The following is an 18,567-nucleotide window of genomic DNA, read 5'->3' as shown; positions in this document are numbered from 1 at the left end:
GCGATGAACAGCAAGCATCTTCTCGGCGGCTGTCTTCTCTCCGTCCTTTCGGCGGGAGCCTGCCTCCCCGTCGCGGACGCCAGCGCCCAGACCGCCCAGTCCATGCCGCAGATACCACAGATGCCAGCTCGCGCCGTCCCGGAAGGCGAAATCGAGAGCCGAACGCTCGGTCCCTTGCGCCCTCTGCCCGCCATCGAGGACGACTTCTTCCTGCAAGGCGAGAGCGCGAAGATCGGCTTCGACATCTTCGTCAGCGCGAATGAGGCCCGCGCGGGCGGCATCTTCCAGCTCGCCTACGAGACCGATATCTCGGTCATGCCCGAAGCCTCAGAGATGGCCGTCTTCTTCAACGGCATTCCGGCCGATCGCTTTTGGATCGGCGGCGGGCGCACGGCGCCGCGCCGGATCGCGCTTCCGGCACGGGCCTTGAAGAGCGGCTGGAACCGCGTCGAACTCGATGTCGAGCATCGCCACCGGGTCGATTGCTCGATCGCCAGCACCTACGAATTGTGGACGCGGATCGACAATCACGCCTCGGGCTTCCAGTTCGCCGCCAAAGACCGTCCGAGCCTCGACCATCTGCCGCTTCTGCCGCTCGACGAGCGGGGAACGCTCGTCTTGAGGGTTCACAGCACGAGCACACAGCCGGATGCCGTGGAAACCATCTACGCCACCGCCGCCCGTCTCGCGCGCGCTGCCGGCGCGCCCGCCGCGCGCGTCGAATTCAAGGCGATGCCGTGGGCCCTCAACCTCGCCCTGCCGCAGGAAACGCCGAGGGATTCGCCTCAAGCCAACCAGGCAAGCGGCATCGACGTCTATTTCGGAAACCGCGAGCAGGTGTCCGCGATGAGCGGCGAGGGCTCGCGCATCGATGCGGCGCTGGAAGACCTTCAGATTTCAGGCGATGGCACGACCGCGCTCGTCGTCGATCCTCGCGATCGCAAGCGCCTCGCCCGGCTTTTCGACAGGCTCGCCGCCGCCGAGCGAACCGCGCGCCCCGCCGCCCTCGAGCGTCCCGTCGTCGACGATCGGACGCTTACATTCCGCGATCTCGGCCTCGAAAGCCGGGAATTCTCCGGCCGTCTCTATCGCACCGGCTTCCGGATCGGCCTTCCGGCCGATGCGGTGATTTCGGACTATGCCTCCGCCGAGCTGAAACTCGATCTCGGCTATGCGGCGGCGCTTTCGGGCGAGAGCGATTTCCGCGTTCTCGTTAACGGCAAGACCGCCGCCATCCTGCCGCTCGGGCGCAGCGACGGCGATACCATGTCCGCCCGGTCCCTCGATATTCCGCTGACGGCCTTCCGGCCCGGCGAGAACCACGTGGAGTTCGAGGCAGCCGTCGCCCGCCCGGCGGACAGGAGCTGCGCACCGAACCTCCAGATGCGCGGCGATCCGCGCTTTTTGCTTCTCGAAACCTCCACCATCACCATTCCGCGCCTTGCCCGCATGGCGACCCTCCCCAATCTCGCCGCCTCCTTCTCCGATGCGGGGCTCGCGGGACGGGCAGGCGAACCGACACGCCTCGCGATCACCTCCTTCGACGAGAATTCTCTGTCGGCCGCAGCCACCTTCTACGCGCGCATCGTTTTGTCCAACGCTCGCCTTTCGGACCCGAAGATCGCGAGCATCGCCGAGGTCGTCGCTCAAGGCGGGACCGTCTTTGCCGCTGCCGGCGATGTTCCGGAAGAGGTCCGCGCCCATCTTGAGATCGATGAGGCGTCCTTGTCGAAGCTCGCCGCCAACACGTCCCTGATGTCCGACGCCTTGTCGCTTCTCGGCGGCCAGACCCTCGACACGATGACGACCGGCGGCATCGGCTTCATCTCGACGGCGGAAGCACGCGAGCGCGACGAGACCCTCGAGAACTGGCGGGCGAGCTTCACGGTCGAGGAAAAGCCGAACTATTTCTGGGATATGATGGTGAGCGGGACGGAGGCGATCGCCTCGATCGGCCTCGGCGGCGTTGCCGAGCCGCTTGCGGTCGACGACAGGACGAGCCTCCTGATGAGCCAGGCCCCGGCCGCCCACGGCAACGGGGCCGTCACCCTCGTTACCGCCGCGAGCGCCGCCGCCCTGCCGCAGGAAGTCGCCCATCTCACCGAGCCTGCCCAATGGTCGCGGCTCGATGGGAGCGCGGCGCTTCTTGCCGGCGATCATATCCAGACGGTCCCCGGTTTCGTAAGCTCCATGTATGCGACGCAGCCTCTGTCGGTGGGCAATATCCGTCTCGTCATCGCCGCCTGGCTGTCCATGAACCCTGCGATCCATGCCGGCCTTCTCCTGATGGCGGCGCTCGGCTTCGGTGGCGCGACGGCCTTCGCCGTCAAGGGAAGCACCGGTGGCAGACGGACCGCGAGCGACGTCGACAAGGGGAGCGCCCATCATGCTTGACCGGCGCACGCTTCTGGGGCTTGCCGCGTTTTCGCTTACGATCGGCGCCGCGCCGCGCCCGGTCTTCGCCACCGAACTCGGCGAGGGTGCGAGCGCGGACAAAGCCTATACCGAATGGCGTCGCCGCTTCCTGAAGGAAGACGGGCGCATCGTCGACGATGCCAATGGCGGCGTCAGCCACAGCGAGGGCCAGGGCTACGGCATGCTTCTCGCCGTCTTTCACGACGATCGCGCGAGCTTCGACACGCTCTGGGCCTTCACCCGGGAGACGCTCGGCGTGAGGGGCGACGCGCTTCTCGCCTGGCGCTACGATCCTTCGAAGACCCCCGCCATCGCCGATCCGAACAATGCGACCGACGGCGATCTTCTCGTCGCCTGGGCGCTTGCGGAAGCCTATGGCCGATGGAACGAGACCGCTTACGGTGAAGCGGCCCGGACGATCGCGGCTGACATTCTCGACAAGACGGTCGTCGAGCATGGCGACCAGACGATCCTCCTTCCGGCGGCGAGCGGCTTTGCGGCTGAGGACCGCACGGACGGCCCGGTGGTCAATCTCTCTTATTGGGTCTTTCCGGCCTTCGCCGCGCTCAACGAAATCCTGCCAGATCCGAGATGGCGCAAGCTCGCCGAGAGCGGCTTCGCCCTCATCGAGGCCGCCCGCTTCGGGCCCAAGGACGTGCCGAGCGACTGGATATCGCTTGCCGGCGAAACACCGCGGCCCGCCGACGGTTTCGATCCGCTCTTCGGATGGAACGCCCTGCGCATCCCCTTCCATATCGCCTTCGCGCCACCCGAATGGCGGGGCCCGCGCGGGCTGCTTGCGCCCTTCGTCTCCCTCTGGCCCCATGGCGCAGCCCCCGGTCCTGTCGCGGTCGGTCCCCGCCCCGCCCCACCGCCTCGCTATTTCGGCTCGTCCGGCTACGACGCCGTGCCGGCGCTGACGGCCTGTTCGGCCCTTGGAACGGCCTATCCCGCACGCCTGACCGGACCCAAAGAAGAACCGTATTTTCCAACCGCCCTTCGCCTCCTGTCGCTTTGCGCAATCGAGAGATGGTACCCGGAATGTCTCGCCTGACCCTTCGCGCCTCGACCTCGCTCCTTCTTCTCGCCGCCCTCGTCCTCGCCCCGTCCGCGACCGCCGAGGAGCGCGCACCGAACGTCGATGAAAGCGCGCTTCGCTATTACGCCAATCACGATGCCCCCGAGCGCTTCCAGGCGGAACTGAAGCGGCTCCGGACGCTCTATCCCAACTGGCAGGTTCCGACCGATCTCTCCGAACCAGTCGGCGACCCGGAAACCGATCTCTGGGCACTTTTCGCCGCAGGCGATCTCGACGCCCTCGACCGGGAGATCGCGGCGCGCAAAGCCGCGACGGGCTACACGCCGTCACAGGATCTTGCAGCCAAGCTTCACCTGAAGCGCCAGCGCCAGGAGCTCATCGGCGCGTCCGACCGCAAGGCCTATGCGCGCGTGATCGAGGTCGCGACAGCCGAACCCCGCCTCGGCGGATGCGAGGATCTCGACGCCGCCTGGCGGATCGCGGAAGCGAAAGGCCGGACCGGGGCGATCGGGACCGCGATCGACGACTACAGGGCGCTGTTGACACGCTGCGAAACCGTCGAGGCGCGGCGCTCGACCCTTCAGATCGCGCTCGCGGCCTTCGGCGGACAGGCAGCCCCGCTTCTGTCCGAACCCGCGATCCAGTCGGACAGGACCGGCGCCTTCGACGACATCGCCCACGACGTCACCCGTTCCGAAATCGCGGCGCGGCTCGAAGGCGACGACGCCCTCGAACCGGACCCAGCCCGTCTCAAACGCTTCGCCGCGACCACGCTCGATACGGGCACAGCGAGCGACCTGCTTCTTCTCGGCTGGCTCGACCGCCAGCGGCTCGATCACGAAGGCGCGCTTCAAGCCTTCGAGCGTGCCGCAAGCCGGATCGCGACCGATACCGACGACGAAGAACAGGAGCGCCGGACGGCGGAGATCGAACTCGGCGCGATTCTCTCCCTCGTCTCTCTGGAACGGCCGGAAGAGGCGGTCGCCCGCGCCCGCAAGGCACGGGACCTGACGAACGAACTCGAAACCCTCTTCGTCGAGATCGAGGCGACACGGTTCGAAGGCGATCCCCCGCCGCGCCGCTCGGATGCGGACATCGCCGACTTCGCCGCCGCGACCGCGCGGCAGCGTTCGGCGCGCGGCGCGGAGGTTCTCGGCTGGTACGCCCACGGCTTCAAGCAGATGACGACGGCGCGCCAGTGGTTCGAGCAGTCGTTGCAAAACGGCGAAAGCGAGGGCGCGGCACGCGGTCTCATCCTCGCCACAGCCGCCTCCGGCGACATCACGGAAGCAAAACGGCTGCGCAGCGACTGGTCGGAGCGCTACGAGGCGCTGTCCGATATCGCCCTTGCCGAGGGCAAGGCGGCCGCGCCGAAACGCAAGGCCCCCGCCCGCGATCCGATCCTCGCCGCCTTCGAGGCCAAGCGCTTCAGCGAGTGCGCCAAAACCGCCAGCGCCCGTCGCTCGCTTTCGCCCGACCAGTCGCTCCTTCATGGCTGGTGCCTTCTGGAACTGAAGCGGCCGAGCGAGGCGCTACAAGCCTTCGGCAAGGCGCTTTCAGGCCCGACAAAGGTGCGCCGCGATGCCGAATACGGCCGTTCGCTCGCGCTTTTGGCCGCTGGCGATCCGAGAGGCGCGGGCGCTGCCGCCGATACCGGGCTGATGACCGAGGGACGTCGACAGGAAATCGGCCTCAACATCCTTGCCGATCAGGCGATCTCCGCCTTCGATCAGAAGCGTTATCGCGACGTCTTGCGCATTCTGGAAGAGCGCAGGCGCTTTGCCCCCGACAACCGGCGTCTCGCACTCCTGCGCGGCTGGTCCTACTGGCATCTCGGCCGCCGGGACGATGCCGAAGCCGTCTTCGAGCGCTCCGACCGGATGCTTTCAACCCGTGAAACCCGCGAGGCGCTGGCCGTCGTGCGCCAGGGGAGGTTCTGACCCATGCAGTGCTCATCAAAGCTCTCGACCCTGCGTCGCCTGTCGCTTATCGGCCTCTCCCTCTCCGCGATCGCGCTCGGTGGCTGTACCCGTTCAACCAGTGCCTACGACGTCCTCGCCTATGACGAGCCCGCACGGCGGGGCGTCACCAGCCAGAGCGTTTCCTGGCATCGACGCTGGGCCGAACTCCCGGCCGATGCGGGCCAGGTTCTCGACGTCATCGAGATGCAGCGCCCGAAAACCCTCACCCAGAGGATCGTCTTGAGAGGCGAGGGCGGCTTCAGACACGAGAACATGATCCGCCTCGAACGGGGCGGTAAGGACGGCACGGCCCCCGATCTCCTGCGCTCGCCGAGGCTCGACGAGATCGTCGCCGAGCTGTCCGCCTACGATCTGTCGCGAAGCTTCGTCATCGCCGACGAACCGGCGTCCAATGCCTATGGTCCGTTCGGCTATGCCTATGTCCGGGACGGTTCGGGAACCTGCGTCTATGCCTGGCAATGGCTCGATCTGCGCAATGTGGACGGCGCGTCCACGGGGATCGGCTTTCGCAAGCAGCCGATCAGCATCCGCGTCCATCTCTGCCAGAGCCGTCCGCTCGGTGCGATCGTCGCCGCGATCCGCAATCTCCGCCTCTTCCCGGCCTCAGGCGGCGAAGCCTTCGTGATGTCGCAAAGCGGCGGTTCGGGCGGCGATGCGCTTTCCATCGCGAACCGGACGATGGGCGTTTTGGGTAGAACGTCCGCCGCGTCAGCGCAGCCGGCAGCCTCGCGCCGGACCGTGGCTTCAGTGGCGTCGGAGCCACCGACGGCGCCTGCTAGAAAGCCGAAGGCAGCGCGGCCATCGCCCTCGACGACGAAGTCTAGCGGCGACGCCGAGACGGTGCGCTACCCTCGCATTCCGGCACCGGGCGAGACCAAACCTGCGAGCGCGGCTTCAAGCGCCAAGATCGCGTCGGGTTCATCAGATAAAGCGCCTGCGAGCGTTGCCAGAAAGACAGCACCCTCCGCAGTTGAGGCATTGAAGGACGCACCGCTCATCCCCTCCCCTGCCGGAATCTCGAAGGTCTCGAAGGGGGTCGGTTCGGCGCGATCGTGAGGGGATGCGAATTTGGGGAAAGCGGTTACGCGGCTTTCTCCAAAAGCCGCGTGCCGTCACTGCTGAAGCCTCAAGCCCAATTGCACGCGTTAACAGGCTGAAAGTCACTCCGCCGAGGATATGACGACCTGGTTCCGGCCGTTGCGCTTGGCTTCGTAAAGCGCGGCGTCCGCCAGCTTGAACAGCGTAGCCGCGTCCCGATCCTTCGTCCAGCGGGCGACGCCGCCGCTGAACGTGACGCTCATCTCGCCGGCCTCGTGCTTGATGTGGCTTTCGGAAAATCGCTCGCGAATACGCTCGATCACCACGTGCGCGTGGTCGACTTGCGTATCGAGCAGTAGAACGGCGAATTCTTCACCGCCATAGCGCGCGATCACGTCCGTGCGGCGAAGGCTGTTACGCAGGGTGCTGGCGAGCACCTGGATCACGTGATCGCCGAGCTGGTGGCCATAGGTGTCGTTCACCGACTTGAAATGATCGATGTCGACAAGGCAGAGCGAAAGCGGTGCGCCCGTGCGGCGCGAGCGCTCGATCTCCTTCTCTACCCGGTCTTTGAAGCGGGCATGGTTGAGAAGGCCAGTGAGCCCGTCGGACTCCATGAGCTGCCTGAGCGCCAGCGCCCTGATCGCGCGCATGCGGATGCGCTCGGCGAGAAGCACGGGCGAGATGGGCTTGGCGATAAAATCGTCGCCGCCGATCGCCCGCGCGTGGAACTGAACCTCCTGGTCGCGTTCCCCCGAAAGGAATACGATGGGCGTTGCGAGCATCGAGCGCGACTGGCGGATCATCGAGGCGACCTCGATGCCGTTCGCCGTCGGCATCTGCATGTCCATGAGTATGATGTCGGGCGGCGCGGCGTCGATCGCCTCGATCACGGTCTCCACCTCCGAGACGATGCGGCAGACCATGCCCCGGGCACGGATCGCCTCGGCATAGACCTCCGAAGCAATCTCGTCGTCATCGACGATCATCACGGAAAAATGCGCTTCGCTGCCGGTCGTGCGCTCGCAATCGACCAGCCAGGCGCTGAGCTCGACCGGGTTGATCGCGGAGGCGACCGCCATCTGGACGCCGGCGCGCGCGGCCGCGAGACGCGGCTCGAAGCGGTGCGGCAGGTTGTACATCATCACATTGGACCCGGCCGAATGGGCCTTGGCGCGCGCGAAGTCCGCGTCATGACCGGCGTTGATCAGGACCGCAAGCACCTGCTCGTTCGAGGGCACGAAGTCTTCCTCGCATGCCGTATAGCCGACCGCCTCCACGAGGCCCGCGGTGCGGGTGAAATCCTCCGCGTCGCCGGTCACAACCTTCACGATCGGACGGGACCCGGTCATCGCTTCGTCCAATTCGGGACTTGCGGCAGGATCGCCATGGTCGGTCTCCGTCTTCGATACTGGGTGCGGCATGCTCACTCCGGCTTGGGAACTCCTGATCAGGCTCCGGCTCTTACGACATCCGCTTTAAGAAGCGAACAGAGTTCGCAGAGCTCCCGCGCCACGACATCCGGCGGCGAGCGCTGCAGGATCGCGTCTTCCACATTCGCCGCCTGCCGCGCGATGTCGTGATAACCGAAGAGACCTGCCGAGCCAGCAAGGCTATGGGCGATCCGCCGGATGGCCTCGCATTCGGATGGGCTTGGCTCATGCTTCTCGCAAAGGCTGGCGAGATCGCCATACTGTTCGCTCGTCCGGGCACGGAATTTGTCGCCGAGAACGGCCATTCGCGCTGCGAGCGCGGCCTGTGCTTGCGGGTCGCTCATCCCAGCGTCTCCGTGAATTCGATGCCGATCTCGAGACCCTTCTGCCAGCGGAGAACCGCAGGTTTGCGGAAATCGGACCCGAGGAGCCGCAATTCGAGCGTCGAGGGCACGGCCACCCAGCTGTCGAGACGCAGCCGAGCGCCCGACCCCGACTGGTCGCGCACATTGCACATGATGGTCAGATGGTGGGTTCCGTGGACGATCTGGCCGCGCTTCATGATGCGCCTGCGACGTTCCCGGCGGCGCTCCTCCGTGCTCCTGACGATCGGGGCGGGCCGGCGACCGGCCGCACCGACGCGCCAGGACGCCCCATCCGCAGGCGTTTCGTCCCGCCCATCATCCTCCAAGGATCGATCGTCCTCTTTGATCCGCTTTTCGGGGAAGATGCCTTCCAAAAGCGCCTCGCGCGTGGCCGCCTCGGCCGGATAGGTGAGAACGCGAATCTCGGGTCGCGCTTCGACGAGAATGCCGTCGAAACGCGAACTGAGGCAGAGAGCGTTTTCCAGCCGCTGGACGGCAAGCGCGATGCTGTCCGGCGTCGGCATCGCGTCGAGCAGCACCATGAAGTCCTGCCCGTCCCAGTGACCGACGAGATCCGTCGACCGGGCGACGCGCTTCAAGGTGCAGGCGAATTCGTGGGCGACACGTTCAGCGCGCACATGGCCGATCTCGGCCCTGATCTCCTCGAATTGGGCGATGCGGATGCCCATCACAGCGAACTGGCGGCGGCGGCGATCGGCGAGGAGCTCGCGCAGGCGATTGTCCATGAAGGCGCGATGGAAAAGACCCGTCAGCTCGTCGACATCCTGGGCAGGGGCAGCCGACGCGCTTTGCTTTACAGCCAAGGCGTTCGCCCGCGCCTTGGTCACTACGCGGCGGATGCTGCCGCACAATTCGTCGATGCTGAACTGACGCTTGGAGACGTAATCGGCGAAGCCGCTGCGGAAGGCCTTGACCACCGTCTTTTCGCAACCGGCACCCGAAATCAGGATGACCGGCGGAACGTTGGCGTGCTCCTTGGTCAGGGCGAGATGAAGATTGAGACCGTTGTCGCCGCCGAGATTGTAGTCGATCACGACGCAATCGAGAGAGCCGGCCCTGATCGCGCGTTCGAGTTCGGCCGCGTTCTGGAGGCGCGTTCCTACCATATCCGGTCGCAGGTCGATGAGATTGGTCGCCTGTTCCAGGAAAAGCGGATCGTCGTCCACCAGCCCGACGCGGATCGGAACATCGGAAATCATGTCCATGCTGGGCCTCTTCGCTATCACGTTTGTGTGACATCAAAACGCTCACAAGTAAAACCACAGTTAAATTCCTGAAATTTCTTTCTATTCTTCCATCTCGCCGGAGCGAGGGGTACGAAGCCTGGATTGATCGGGCCTGTCGCAACTTTGGGCTTCGGCCGCAAAAGCCCCGTTCGGTCCGAAATCTTCAAACTTCATAAACTTTTTGTAGCCCGAAGATCTGCGCGACGAGATCGTTCTGGCTGTGATCGGTCCACTCGCCGGTGAAGCCAAAGCCTTTTCGCAGCCAAAGCATCGCCTCGAACCCCTTGATGGTTCGCCGGGCCGTGTTGTACGAGCGAAAGCCGCCGATCCTCGGCATGGCCTTCTTCACCCGGAAATGGTCGCTCTCGATGCCTTGCTGGAGATGTTTCGTGATGTGGTGAACCGGATCCGGCGTCAGGAGCCGATCCTCGACGGCAGACCGGATCGCGCCGGGGAATGTGCCGGCGCCATCGGTACCGATTGTCTTCGGCTACAGAAGTGGTTCGTCCTTCACAATCTTGCGAAAGAAACGCTTGGCGGCGTCGGCATCACGTTTCGCGGTCAACAGGAAATCAACCGCGTTCCCGTGCTTGTCGATGGCCCGATACAGATAGCGCCACTGGCCGCGGATCTTCACACAGGTTTCGTCGATCCGGATCGAGCTGCAATGGGGCTTACGGAACCGGCGCAGCCGCTTTCCGATCAACGGCGCGTAGGTCAGGATCCAGCGATTGATCGTGGAGTGGTCGACCGCGAAGCCCCGCTCGGCGAACATTTCCTCCAGATCCCGGTCGCTCAGCGGATAGCGCAGGTACCAGGTCACCGCCTGAACGATCAGCCAAGCCTCGAACTGCCGCCCCTTGAAGTCGTCCTTCGACGCCCGCTTCAGCTTCTCGGCGATCGTGTTCAGGATCATGGCGAGGCTCTCCATCGATTAGAGCGCGAAAATCAATGAACACCATCAGAAGACGGTTAAGCGGAAAGGTTTGCGACAGGGCCATTTTTTCACTGTTTTCTCCAGCAAGAGCCCGGTAGATGCATTCGACAGCAATGGTCGATGTGCTAGCCTGTGACGAAGTCCGCCGAGCGGTCGCCATTCCGATTGAAGGCTCGGATTGCATCCATGAAACTTGACCGTATCGACATCAAGATTCTGCACGAATTGCAGAAGAACGGTCGCGTCACCAATGTCGAACTTGCCAAACTGGTCAATCTCTCGGCCAGTCCCTGCCTCATGCGCGTGAAGAAGCTGCAGGCGGAGGGCTATATTTCCGGCTACTCGGCGCAGATCAATGTCGCCAAACTGGGCGCGACCCTCACCGTCTTCACCGAGGTCACGCTGAAGAACCATCAGCAGATCGATTTCGCCCGATTTCTGGCCGCCGTCGACAAGGTGGAAGAAGTGGTCGAGTGCCATCTCGTCTCGGGTGGCTACGACTATCTTCTCAAAGTTGTCGCCGCGGGGATCAGCGAATATCAGGAGATCATGGAACGCCTGTCGAGCCTGGATATCGGCATCGACAAATATTTCAGCTTCGTCGTTCTGAAGTCGCCGATCGTGCGCGCCCATCTGCCCCTCAGGACGCTGTTCCCGCTCTGACGGAGCTGAGGTCGTGCCAGGTCCTGTGGCCCTCCCTGGGCAAGGGCCGGATGCGCTCCGTTAAAAAGAAATCCGTCTGATCGCGTCGCGATACGGATTTTCAAAGCCGCTCAAGCGCCGCGCGGGCTTTGATACGGAGCCCAACTGAATCAGTCCGAGACCGTATAAGTCCCGTCCAATCGAGCGTTCGGGCCATTCTGCCGAAATTTCCTCGTTAAACGGCATTTCCTGCTCGAAGATCGCCGAAATCGGTCATCCGTCCGGTCCGTTCGGTCCTACGGTCGTCGCATCGCTTCAACAGGCTTCAAGGCCGACGAAAAGGGTCCTCCCGCATGACCGGTTTCCGCCCGAAATACATCACCTTCGACTGCCACGGCACTCTGATCCATTTCCAGATGGCGGAAGCGGCGCGCGATCTATATGGCAGCGAGCTCACCGAGCCGCAGATGCAGGCCTTCATCGCCGATTTCTCCGCCTATCGGCTCGATGAGGTGATGAAGGACTGGCAGCCCTATGCGGACGTGGTTCACAACGCGCTCGAGCGGACCTGCAAGCGCAATGGCGTCGCCTTCAAACCCGAGAACGCGCAAAACATCTATGAGCGCGTCCCGAGCTGGGGGCCCCATCCCGACGTACCGGAGGGTCTTGCCAAGGTCGCCAAGGAAATCCCGCTCGTCACGCTTACCAATTCGATGGACGCGCAGATCCACGACAATGTGGCCAAGCTCGGCGCGCCGTTCCACGCCGTCTACACGGCCGAGCAGGCGGGCGCCTACAAGCCGCACTTCAAGGCCTTCGAATATATGTTCGATATGCTGAACTGCGGCCCGGAGGATATCCTTCACGTCTCCTCCTCCTTCCGCTACGATCTGATGTCCGCCCATGATCTCGGCATCAAGAACAAGGTGTGGGTCAATCGCGGCCACGAGCCGGCCAATCCCTATTACGGCTATACCGAGATCCCCGACATCCGGCATCTGCCGGGCGTCGTCGGTCTCTGAGACCGGCGGCACAAGATCGTTCGGCCGCCGCGTTCCACGCGCCGATAGGGAGCCGCTTCTTGCGTGTCGAAAACCAGGCCGGCTGCTATGGAAAGTCCGGGAGGCCGATCGGCCTCTCGTCTTTCGGCGAATCTCATGTCGAAGCCGCCATGAGCGCCCTTGCCACATCGCCCGGCATCCTCGAGATCGATGCGCTGGGGGCGCTCCTCGGGCGCCATTACGGCCTGTCGGGAGAGATCGAAATCCTCTCCTCGGAGGTCGAGCAGACGGCCAAAATTCGGCTGTCCACCGGCGAGCGGCTGATCCTCAAGACCGCCAGTGAGAAACCGGCGGTCGAGAGCTTCCGCTTCCAGTCCGCCGCGCTCATCGCTCTCGAAGGTTCAAAGGGCTTCGTTGCGCCGACGATCCTGCGGACCCTCGATGGCGCCGCGATGTTCGAGGACGCCGGCGTTTCTGGCTATCTGCAGACCCTTGTTGAGGGCGTGCCTCTTCACCGTGAAGCCTGGTCGTCCGACCTTCTTGATCGCTGCGGCCGGGCGCTCGCCCATCTGGATCGCGCGCTGGCGGTTCATGATGATCTGCCGGGCGCCCGCCGTCCGGTCCTGTGGCATATCGGCTGCTGGCCCCGCCTGATCGAACTGGAGCGCCATCTGCCGGAGGGAGGCGTGAGGCAGGCCGTCGCTCGGGCGATGAGGGACTATCGCCGCCGCGTCGAACCGGCTCTCGGCGACGTTCCGTGGCAGGTCACCCACAATGATCCAAGCCCCTTCAACACGCTCACGGCAGGGGAGAGAGTCGCCTTCATCGATTTCGGCGATGGCGGCTTCGGACCGAGAATCCAGGACCTTGCCATCGCGGCGAGCCATCAGGTCGCCAACCCCGCCAGTCCGCTCGGCGGCGCGGAGCATCTGATCGCGGGTTATGGCTCCATCCTGCCGCTTTCCAAGCTGGAAACCACGCTCCTGGTCGGGCTGATGAAGGCCCGCCAGAGCGCGCTGATCCTGATCAATCACTGGCGAGCGAGCCTCTTTCCCGGCGAGACCGCCTACATCATGAAGAATGTCGCCCGCGCCGAGACCGGTCTCGCCATTCTCGACAGGCTGAGCCCGGGCGAAGGGGAGTCGGCCGTTCACGCAGCTCTTGCCGCAAGCTCGCGATGATGCCCGGAGCGCGACTTCGCCCGCCCGCTGGATGGCGCGTCACAAGGCGCCCGCGCAGGCTCTTTTCCTCCCCATCGAACAGGGTAAATCCGCCATGGCCGAAGACCTCATGCCCAATCGCTACAGGCCCGGCGAGGCCAGCCTGCCAAAGCGAGAGGCGGATCTGATCGCTCGCCGCGATCACGTGCTCGGTTCCTCCTACCGCTTGCAATATCGACGCCCCGTCCATTTCGTGCGCGGCGAAGGCATGTGGCTCTACGACCCCGATGGCAAAGCCACTCTCGACTTCTACAACAACGTTCCCTCCCTTGGTCACTGCCACCCGGAGGTCACCGCTGCCATGGCCGAGCAGGCCGGGCGGCTCAGCGCCAATACGCGCTATCTCGAACCGCGCCTCGTCGATTATGCCGAGCGCCTCATCGCCACCTTCCCGAGCGCGCTCGACCGGGTTGTCTTCACCTGCACGGGCAGCGAGTCGAACGATCTCGCGCTGCGCATTGCCCGGCTGGTGAGCGGCGCGGACGGGGTGATCGTCTCCTCCTATGCCTATCACGGCACGAGCGCGGCCGCCGCGGCGGTGTCGCCCAATCTCGGCGATGCGGTGAAGCTCAGTCCCTCGGTGCGCATGGTCGAGCTGCCGGGCCCGGCGGGGATCCCGGAGCGGGACGCCGCCGCCTTCTTCGAGGCCGAGGTCCGGGCCGCCATTCGCGACCTCGACCGGCGGGGCATCGGCGTCGCGGCGCTTCTGATCGACAGCATCTTTTCCAGCGATGGCGTCTGGCTGGACCCGCCCGGCTTCATCGCCGGCGCGGTCGAGGCCGTGCGCGAGGCGGGCGGGCTCTTCATCGCCGATGAAGTCCAGCCAGGCTTTGGGCGCACCGGCACCCACATGTGGGGCTTCGAGCGCCACGATGTGGTGCCGGATCTCGCAACGCTCGGAAAGCCGATGGGCAACGGCTATCCGATCGGCGCCGTGGTCGGACGCCGGGCGCATATGGACCGGTTCGGCGCGACGGCGCGCTATTCGAACACCTTTGCCGGCAATACCGTCGGCATCGCGACGGCCGACGCCGTGCTCACCATTCTTCAGCGCGACGGGATCATGGAGAATGCCCGTGTCATGGGCGAGCGCCTCGCATCCGGCCTCGATGTCCTTGCCGGCCAGTCGGACGTCATCCGCGCGGTGCGCCATGCCGGTCTGTTCTTCGGCATCGACATCGGGCGGGACGCAATGTCGCCCAGCCAGCGCCGGGCGATGGCGCTCGATCTGGTCAATCTGATGCGCGACGACGGCGTCCTGATCAGCACGTGCGGCGCCAATGAGGATACGCTGAAGGTTCGCCCGCCGCTGGTCTGCGAGGCCGCGCATGCGGACCGGTTTCTGGACGCGCTCGGTATCGCCTTGGCGCGGCTCGCGCCATGAGGCAGGGGCAAGGGGCAGGGGCAGGGAACCGCGCGCCATGCCGGCCCGCTCTGGGCACGGTGATCGCTCTTGAGGCAGAAAGCGCTTTCAGCCGCCTCTATGCGTGCTTCACGCCCGTCGCTTCCTCGAAGCAGCTCCGCTCAGACTGGTCTGGCGGGACTTGCGAAAGCACTCTGGCCGACCAGTGGAAAATGCCGATTTGGCCACGGCATGCAGAAGCTTCTGCTGCACGCTCCGCACTATTCAGCGCGATCGGTGGCGCCAAACGCGCAACACTCATGTCGAAATGATGACGGTCCCAAAGGAATTCCCGATCGACGACAAGTCAGCTCCGACCCGAAAACTAGCATAGCCTGCCCGATTTTGCATCATCTGCCTCACCATTGTGATGATTTATTAGACTGCACTGAGAGGACGCGCAAACCATGACGCCGCAATACCAGACGGACAAGGCAAGAGAGCCGGCGCTTTCGGTTCGCGGTCTCACAATCGACCTGCCCAAGGACATGGAACGGCGTCACGCCGTGGAGGACATTTCCTTCGATCTTCAGGACGGACAGATCCTGTGCATCGTCGGCGAATCCGGGTCGGGCAAGTCGGTCACCGCCAACACGATCATGGGTCTCCTGCCATCCTCGATCCGCGTCTCGGCCGGTGCAATTTATCTCAGCGGCACGGAGGGGGGCGAGATGGTCGGCGCCGCACCCGCCACCTTGCGCAATCTGCGCGGCCGTGTGGTCTCGATGATCTTCCAAGACCCGCTCTCGGCACTCAATCCACTGATGACAGTGGGCGAGCAGATCACCGAAGTGCTCACGGCTCACGGGGTGGGCACGCGCGAATGGCAGCGGGCGAGGGTCATCGAGCTCCTGACGGAAGTAAACCTCCCCGATCCCCAGCTCATGTATCACCAGTATCCGTTTCGCCTGTCAGGCGGACAGCGCCAGCGCGTCATGATCGCGATGGCGCTCGCGCTGGAGCCCAAGATCCTGATCGCCGACGAGCCGACGACGGCGCTCGACGTGACGACCCAGGCGCAGATCCTGCACCTGATCCGCGACATCCAGCGCCGCAAGGGCATGAGCGTCATGTTCATAACCCACGATTTCGGCGTCGTGGCCGAGATCGCCGACAGCGTCGTGGTGATGGAAAAGGGCCGCATCGTCGAGACGGGGAGCGCCAAAACGGTGCTCAAGACCCCCTCCCATCCCTACACCAAGCGTCTGATCGCCGCCGTTCCGGCGCTGACCGGCGAGAACCGTGCAATGGCGCCACATGCGACGGCGGAGCCGATCATCCGCGTCGAGGGGCTTGGCAAGACCTACCGTATTGGCAGCGCCCTGTTCGGCGGAGAGCACCTCGTCAAGGCGGTGCAGGACGTCTCCTTCGAGATCGCACCGGGCCGCACGCTCGGCATCGTCGGCGAGAGCGGTTCGGGCAAGTCCTCCCTCGGCCGCCTTCTGGTCAAGCTTCAGGACGGCAATAGCGGGCGCATCCTGTTCGAGGGCCGCGACATCGCGCCGCTTTCGGACGCCGAATTCCGCCCGATCCGCCCGAAGATCCAGATGATCTTCCAGGATCCGTTCGCCTCGCTCAACCCGCGCTCGACGATCGGGCGCATCCTCACGGTCGGCCCCGTCGCCCATGGCATGGCCTATGGCGAGGCGCGCAAGGAGGCGCAGGCGCTTCTGTCCCATGTGGGCCTCGATGCCGGTGCCTTCGAGCGCTATCCGCACGAGTTCTCCGGCGGCCAGCGCCAGCGCATCGGCATCGCGCGGGCCTTGATGTTCAAGCCAAAGCTTCTCGTCGCCGACGAGGCGGTGTCGGCGCTCGACGTGTCGATCCAGGCGCAGATCCTCGAACTTCTGGATCAGATCCAGCGCGAGACCGGCGTCTCGATGATCTTCATCACCCACGATCTGCGCGTCGCCAGCCAGATCTGCGACGAGATCGCCGTGATGCAGAAGGGTCGGATCGTCGAACAGGGACCGCCCTCGCAAATCTTCCTCGATCCGCGCTCGGCCTACACGCGCGAACTCGTCGACGCCATTCCCGGCCGGATGCCGGCGGAGGCGCAGCTATCGACCGTGAACTGATCAGGCCACCCAGACCCCTCAGCCCCGCAACCTCAACTGGAATGGAACGACGACATGACGGACAAGACCACCCCGAAATCCGGCCTTTCGCGCCGTAGTGCCCTGCGCCTGATGGCGGCCAGCGGCCTTGCAACCTTTGTCGCGCCCCATTTCCTCGGCGGCGTGGCCTTCGCCCAAGCCGGCAAGGAGCCGAAGGGCCGCGTCGTCGTCGGCATGTCCCAGGAGCCGACCGTCTTCAATCCGCTGATGGTCCACAACGAGGTGGACGACGCGGTCCATTTCTCGGTCTTCGACGCGCTGTTCCGCATCGATCCGGATGGTGTGATCCAGCCCAATCTCGCGGCCGAAGTGCCGAGCGTCGAGAATGGGGGAATTTCCGAGGACGGCCTGAACTGGCGGGTGCGCCTGCGCGACGACGTCAAATGGCATGACGGCAAGCCCTTTACGGCCGAAGACGTCAAATACACGCTGGAGCTGATCGTCGATCCGAAGTTCCTCTCCTGGCGCACCGGCGGACATTCGCTGGTTCGTGATCTGACGGTTGTTTCGCCGACGGAGATCACCTGGCGCATGGAGAGCGAGTTCGCGCCCTATCTCGCCTTCCTCGCCGAGACCTTCATGGTGCCCAAGCACATTCTGGGCGAGGCGGAAGACCCGAATACGGCCCCCTTCAACCAGTCGCCCATCGGCACCGGTGCCTTCAAATGGAGCAACCGCGTGCCGGGCGACCGGGTCGAGCTCGTCGCCAATGATGACTATTTCGGCGAAGGGCCGTTCATCGAGGAGCTCATCTTCAAATACATCCCCGACATGACGGTGCTCTACACCCAGTTCCAGAGCGGCGACGTGGATCTGGTGGATCAGTCCTACATCACCCCCGATCACTATGCCGAAGCCAAGGACCTTCCCGATCGCACGGTCACCCTGGAGCCCGGCTCGTCGATCGAGGGAATCTTCTTCAATCTGGAGCGGCCGCAATTCAAGGATCCGGCCGTGCGCAAGGCGCTCTATGCCGCGCTCGACCGCCAGTCGATCATCGATGGCATCTATTACGGCGTCGGCACCATCACCGAAACCTTCATGCCGCCGCTGTCATACTATTACGATCCGGATCTGCCGAAGCAGGAATTCAGTCTGGACGAGGCGCGCAAGATTCTCGACGATGCCGGCTGGGTACCGGGATCGGACGGCATCCGTGCCAAGGACGGAGTGCGCCTCGCCTTCGCCAACTCCACCACCTCCGGCAATCATCTGCGCGAGCAGGTGCAGCAATATATGCAGCAGGTCTATCGCGAGATCGGCGTGGAGATGACGATCTCCAACCTGCCGCCGGCGGTCATGTGGGGCGACTTCTGGACGAAGTCCCAGTTTGATACGGCCATGTCCGGCGTCACCTTCCTCATCGCCTCCGACCCGGACGTCACCAACCGCTTCGCTTCGACCTCCAGCGCCGCCAAGGGCGGGCAGGGATCGAATACGATGCAGTATTCGAATGCGCGGGTCGACGAACTTCTGAAGGAAGGACGCGGCACGTTCGGTCAGGAAGAGCGCAAGAAGATCTATACGGAGGTTCAGGAGATCATCCGCGAGGATCTGCCTTTCCTGCCGATCTTTGCCTACACGGTCGTGATGGGGCGCAAATCCGGGCTTGAAGGCTTCAAGTTCAATCCCAATACACGCACGCCCTCCTGGCATGCCGCCGCCTGGTCCTGGAAGGACTGATCGGGGCCTTTCCCGCTCCCTCCGCCCTTTCCCAGGGGCGGAGGGT

13 protein-coding genes and 1 pseudogene are annotated in these 18,567 nt (G+C 64.5%); 10 read left to right on the top strand and 4 right to left on the bottom strand.

The window, feature by feature from the left end; genetic code table 11:
* The first annotated feature begins 3 nt into the window (after positions 1-3).
* From ABDX79_RS10150 to bcsN, 4 genes are read left to right on the top strand one after another with little or no spacing between them, the layout of a single operon-like run.
* Positions 4-2,394, top strand: coding sequence for a cellulose biosynthesis cyclic di-GMP-binding regulatory protein BcsB (locus ABDX79_RS10150; protein ID WP_346220177.1), 2,391 nt, complete (start codon positions 4-6; stop codon positions 2,392-2,394).
* A complete protein-coding gene (locus tag ABDX79_RS10145; RefSeq protein WP_346220176.1) occupies positions 2,387-3,469 on the top strand; it encodes a glycosyl hydrolase family 8 in 1,083 nt (360 codons plus the stop codon). Before ABDX79_RS10150 ends, ABDX79_RS10145 begins: the two co-directional genes overlap by 8 nt.
* The gene (locus ABDX79_RS10140) at positions 3,457-5,394 is read left to right on the top strand and encodes a hypothetical protein (protein ID WP_346220175.1); all 1,938 of its coding nucleotides are present in this window, start codon (positions 3,457-3,459) and stop codon (positions 5,392-5,394) included. The genes ABDX79_RS10145 and ABDX79_RS10140 overlap by 13 nt, the downstream gene beginning before the upstream one ends.
* A gap of 3 nt (positions 5,395-5,397) precedes the next feature.
* The gene (bcsN, locus tag ABDX79_RS10135; protein ID WP_346220174.1) at positions 5,398-6,492 is read left to right on the top strand and encodes a cellulose biosynthesis protein BcsN; all 1,095 of its coding nucleotides are present in this window, start codon (positions 5,398-5,400) and stop codon (positions 6,490-6,492) included.
* Between the two features lie 104 nt (positions 6,493-6,596).
* Here the strand turns inward: bcsN and ABDX79_RS10130 are convergent, their stop codons facing one another.
* From ABDX79_RS10130 to ABDX79_RS10115, 4 genes and pseudogenes are all read right to left on the bottom strand, one after another.
* Positions 6,597-7,898 (bottom strand): GGDEF domain-containing protein, encoded by a 1,302-nt coding sequence (locus tag ABDX79_RS10130; protein WP_346220173.1) that lies wholly within the window; start codon positions 7,896-7,898, stop codon positions 6,597-6,599.
* Between the two features lie 26 nt (positions 7,899-7,924).
* A complete protein-coding gene (locus tag ABDX79_RS10125) occupies positions 7,925-8,251 on the bottom strand; it encodes an Hpt domain-containing protein (protein ID WP_346220172.1) in 327 nt (108 codons plus the stop codon).
* The gene (locus ABDX79_RS10120; protein ID WP_346220171.1) at positions 8,248-9,498 is read right to left on the bottom strand and encodes a diguanylate cyclase domain-containing protein; all 1,251 of its coding nucleotides are present in this window, start codon (positions 9,496-9,498) and stop codon (positions 8,248-8,250) included. The genes ABDX79_RS10125 and ABDX79_RS10120 overlap by 4 nt, the downstream gene beginning before the upstream one ends.
* Before the next feature lie 184 nt (positions 9,499-9,682).
* A pseudogene (locus tag ABDX79_RS10115) lies at positions 9,683-10,435 on the bottom strand (IS6 family transposase).
* Positions 10,436-10,642: 207 nt separating this feature from the next.
* Here ABDX79_RS10115 and ABDX79_RS10110 point away from each other — a divergent pair.
* The 6 genes from ABDX79_RS10110 to ABDX79_RS10085 all read left to right on the top strand — a co-directional run bounded on the left by ABDX79_RS10110 (position 10,643) and on the right by ABDX79_RS10085 (position 18,521).
* Positions 10,643-11,119: an Lrp/AsnC family transcriptional regulator gene (locus ABDX79_RS10110; RefSeq protein ID WP_346220170.1), complete on the top strand. Its 477-nt coding sequence runs from the start codon at positions 10,643-10,645 to the stop codon at positions 11,117-11,119.
* 332 nt (positions 11,120-11,451) lie between these two features.
* On the top strand, positions 11,452-12,120 hold the full coding sequence (locus tag ABDX79_RS10105; protein WP_346220169.1) for a haloacid dehalogenase type II: 669 nt from the start codon (positions 11,452-11,454) through the stop codon (positions 12,118-12,120).
* A 59-nt stretch (positions 12,121-12,179) separates the two neighbouring features.
* Positions 12,180-13,280: a phosphotransferase enzyme family protein gene (locus tag ABDX79_RS10100; protein ID WP_346220168.1), complete on the top strand. Its 1,101-nt coding sequence runs from the start codon at positions 12,180-12,182 to the stop codon at positions 13,278-13,280.
* A 94-nt stretch (positions 13,281-13,374) separates the two neighbouring features.
* Entirely contained in the window at positions 13,375-14,703 is a 1,329-nt protein-coding gene (locus tag ABDX79_RS10095) for an aspartate aminotransferase family protein (RefSeq protein WP_346220167.1), read from the top strand.
* Positions 14,704-15,128: 425 nt separating this feature from the next.
* Positions 15,129-16,799 carry an ABC transporter ATP-binding protein gene (locus ABDX79_RS10090; protein WP_346220166.1) on the top strand — a complete coding sequence of 557 codons (1,671 nt, stop codon included), beginning with the start codon at positions 15,129-15,131 and terminating at the stop codon, positions 16,797-16,799.
* A gap of 54 nt (positions 16,800-16,853) precedes the next feature.
* Positions 16,854-18,521 carry a peptide ABC transporter substrate-binding protein gene (locus ABDX79_RS10085; RefSeq protein WP_346220165.1) on the top strand — a complete coding sequence of 556 codons (1,668 nt, stop codon included), beginning with the start codon at positions 16,854-16,856 and terminating at the stop codon, positions 18,519-18,521.
* Positions 18,522-18,567 lie beyond the last annotated feature (46 nt).

Source organism: Fulvimarina fulva, from assembly GCF_039652615.1.
Taxonomy (GTDB): Bacteria; Pseudomonadota; Alphaproteobacteria; order Rhizobiales; family Rhizobiaceae; genus Fulvimarina.
This window is presented reverse-complemented; position numbering and strand designations above follow the sequence as displayed.

What these genes read in the sequence shown, in the direction of transcription:
- ABDX79_RS10150 (WP_346220177.1), top strand. Translation starts at nt 4, where the DNA reads ATGAACAGCAAGCATCTTCTCGGCGGCTGTCTTCTCTCCGTCCTTTCG.
- ABDX79_RS10145 (WP_346220176.1), top strand. Translation starts at nt 2,387, where the DNA reads ATGCTTGACCGGCGCACGCTTCTGGGGCTTGCCGCGTTTTCGCTTACG.
- ABDX79_RS10140 (WP_346220175.1), top strand. Translation starts at nt 3,457, where the DNA reads ATGTCTCGCCTGACCCTTCGCGCCTCGACCTCGCTCCTTCTTCTCGCC.
- bcsN (WP_346220174.1), top strand. Translation starts at nt 5,398, where the DNA reads ATGCAGTGCTCATCAAAGCTCTCGACCCTGCGTCGCCTGTCGCTTATC.
- ABDX79_RS10130 (WP_346220173.1), bottom strand. Translation starts at nt 7,898, where the DNA reads ATGCCGCACCCAGTATCGAAGACGGAGACCGACCATGGCGATCCTGCC.
- ABDX79_RS10125 (WP_346220172.1), bottom strand. Translation starts at nt 8,251, where the DNA reads ATGAGCGACCCGCAAGCACAGGCCGCGCTCGCAGCGCGAATGGCCGTT.
- ABDX79_RS10120 (WP_346220171.1), bottom strand. Translation starts at nt 9,498, where the DNA reads ATGGACATGATTTCCGATGTTCCGATCCGCGTCGGGCTGGTGGACGAC.
- ABDX79_RS10110 (WP_346220170.1), top strand. Translation starts at nt 10,643, where the DNA reads ATGAAACTTGACCGTATCGACATCAAGATTCTGCACGAATTGCAGAAG.
- ABDX79_RS10105 (WP_346220169.1), top strand. Translation starts at nt 11,452, where the DNA reads ATGACCGGTTTCCGCCCGAAATACATCACCTTCGACTGCCACGGCACT.
- ABDX79_RS10095 (WP_346220167.1), top strand. Translation starts at nt 13,375, where the DNA reads ATGGCCGAAGACCTCATGCCCAATCGCTACAGGCCCGGCGAGGCCAGC.
- ABDX79_RS10090 (WP_346220166.1), top strand. Translation starts at nt 15,129, where the DNA reads ATGACGCCGCAATACCAGACGGACAAGGCAAGAGAGCCGGCGCTTTCG.
- ABDX79_RS10085 (WP_346220165.1), top strand. Translation starts at nt 16,854, where the DNA reads ATGACGGACAAGACCACCCCGAAATCCGGCCTTTCGCGCCGTAGTGCC.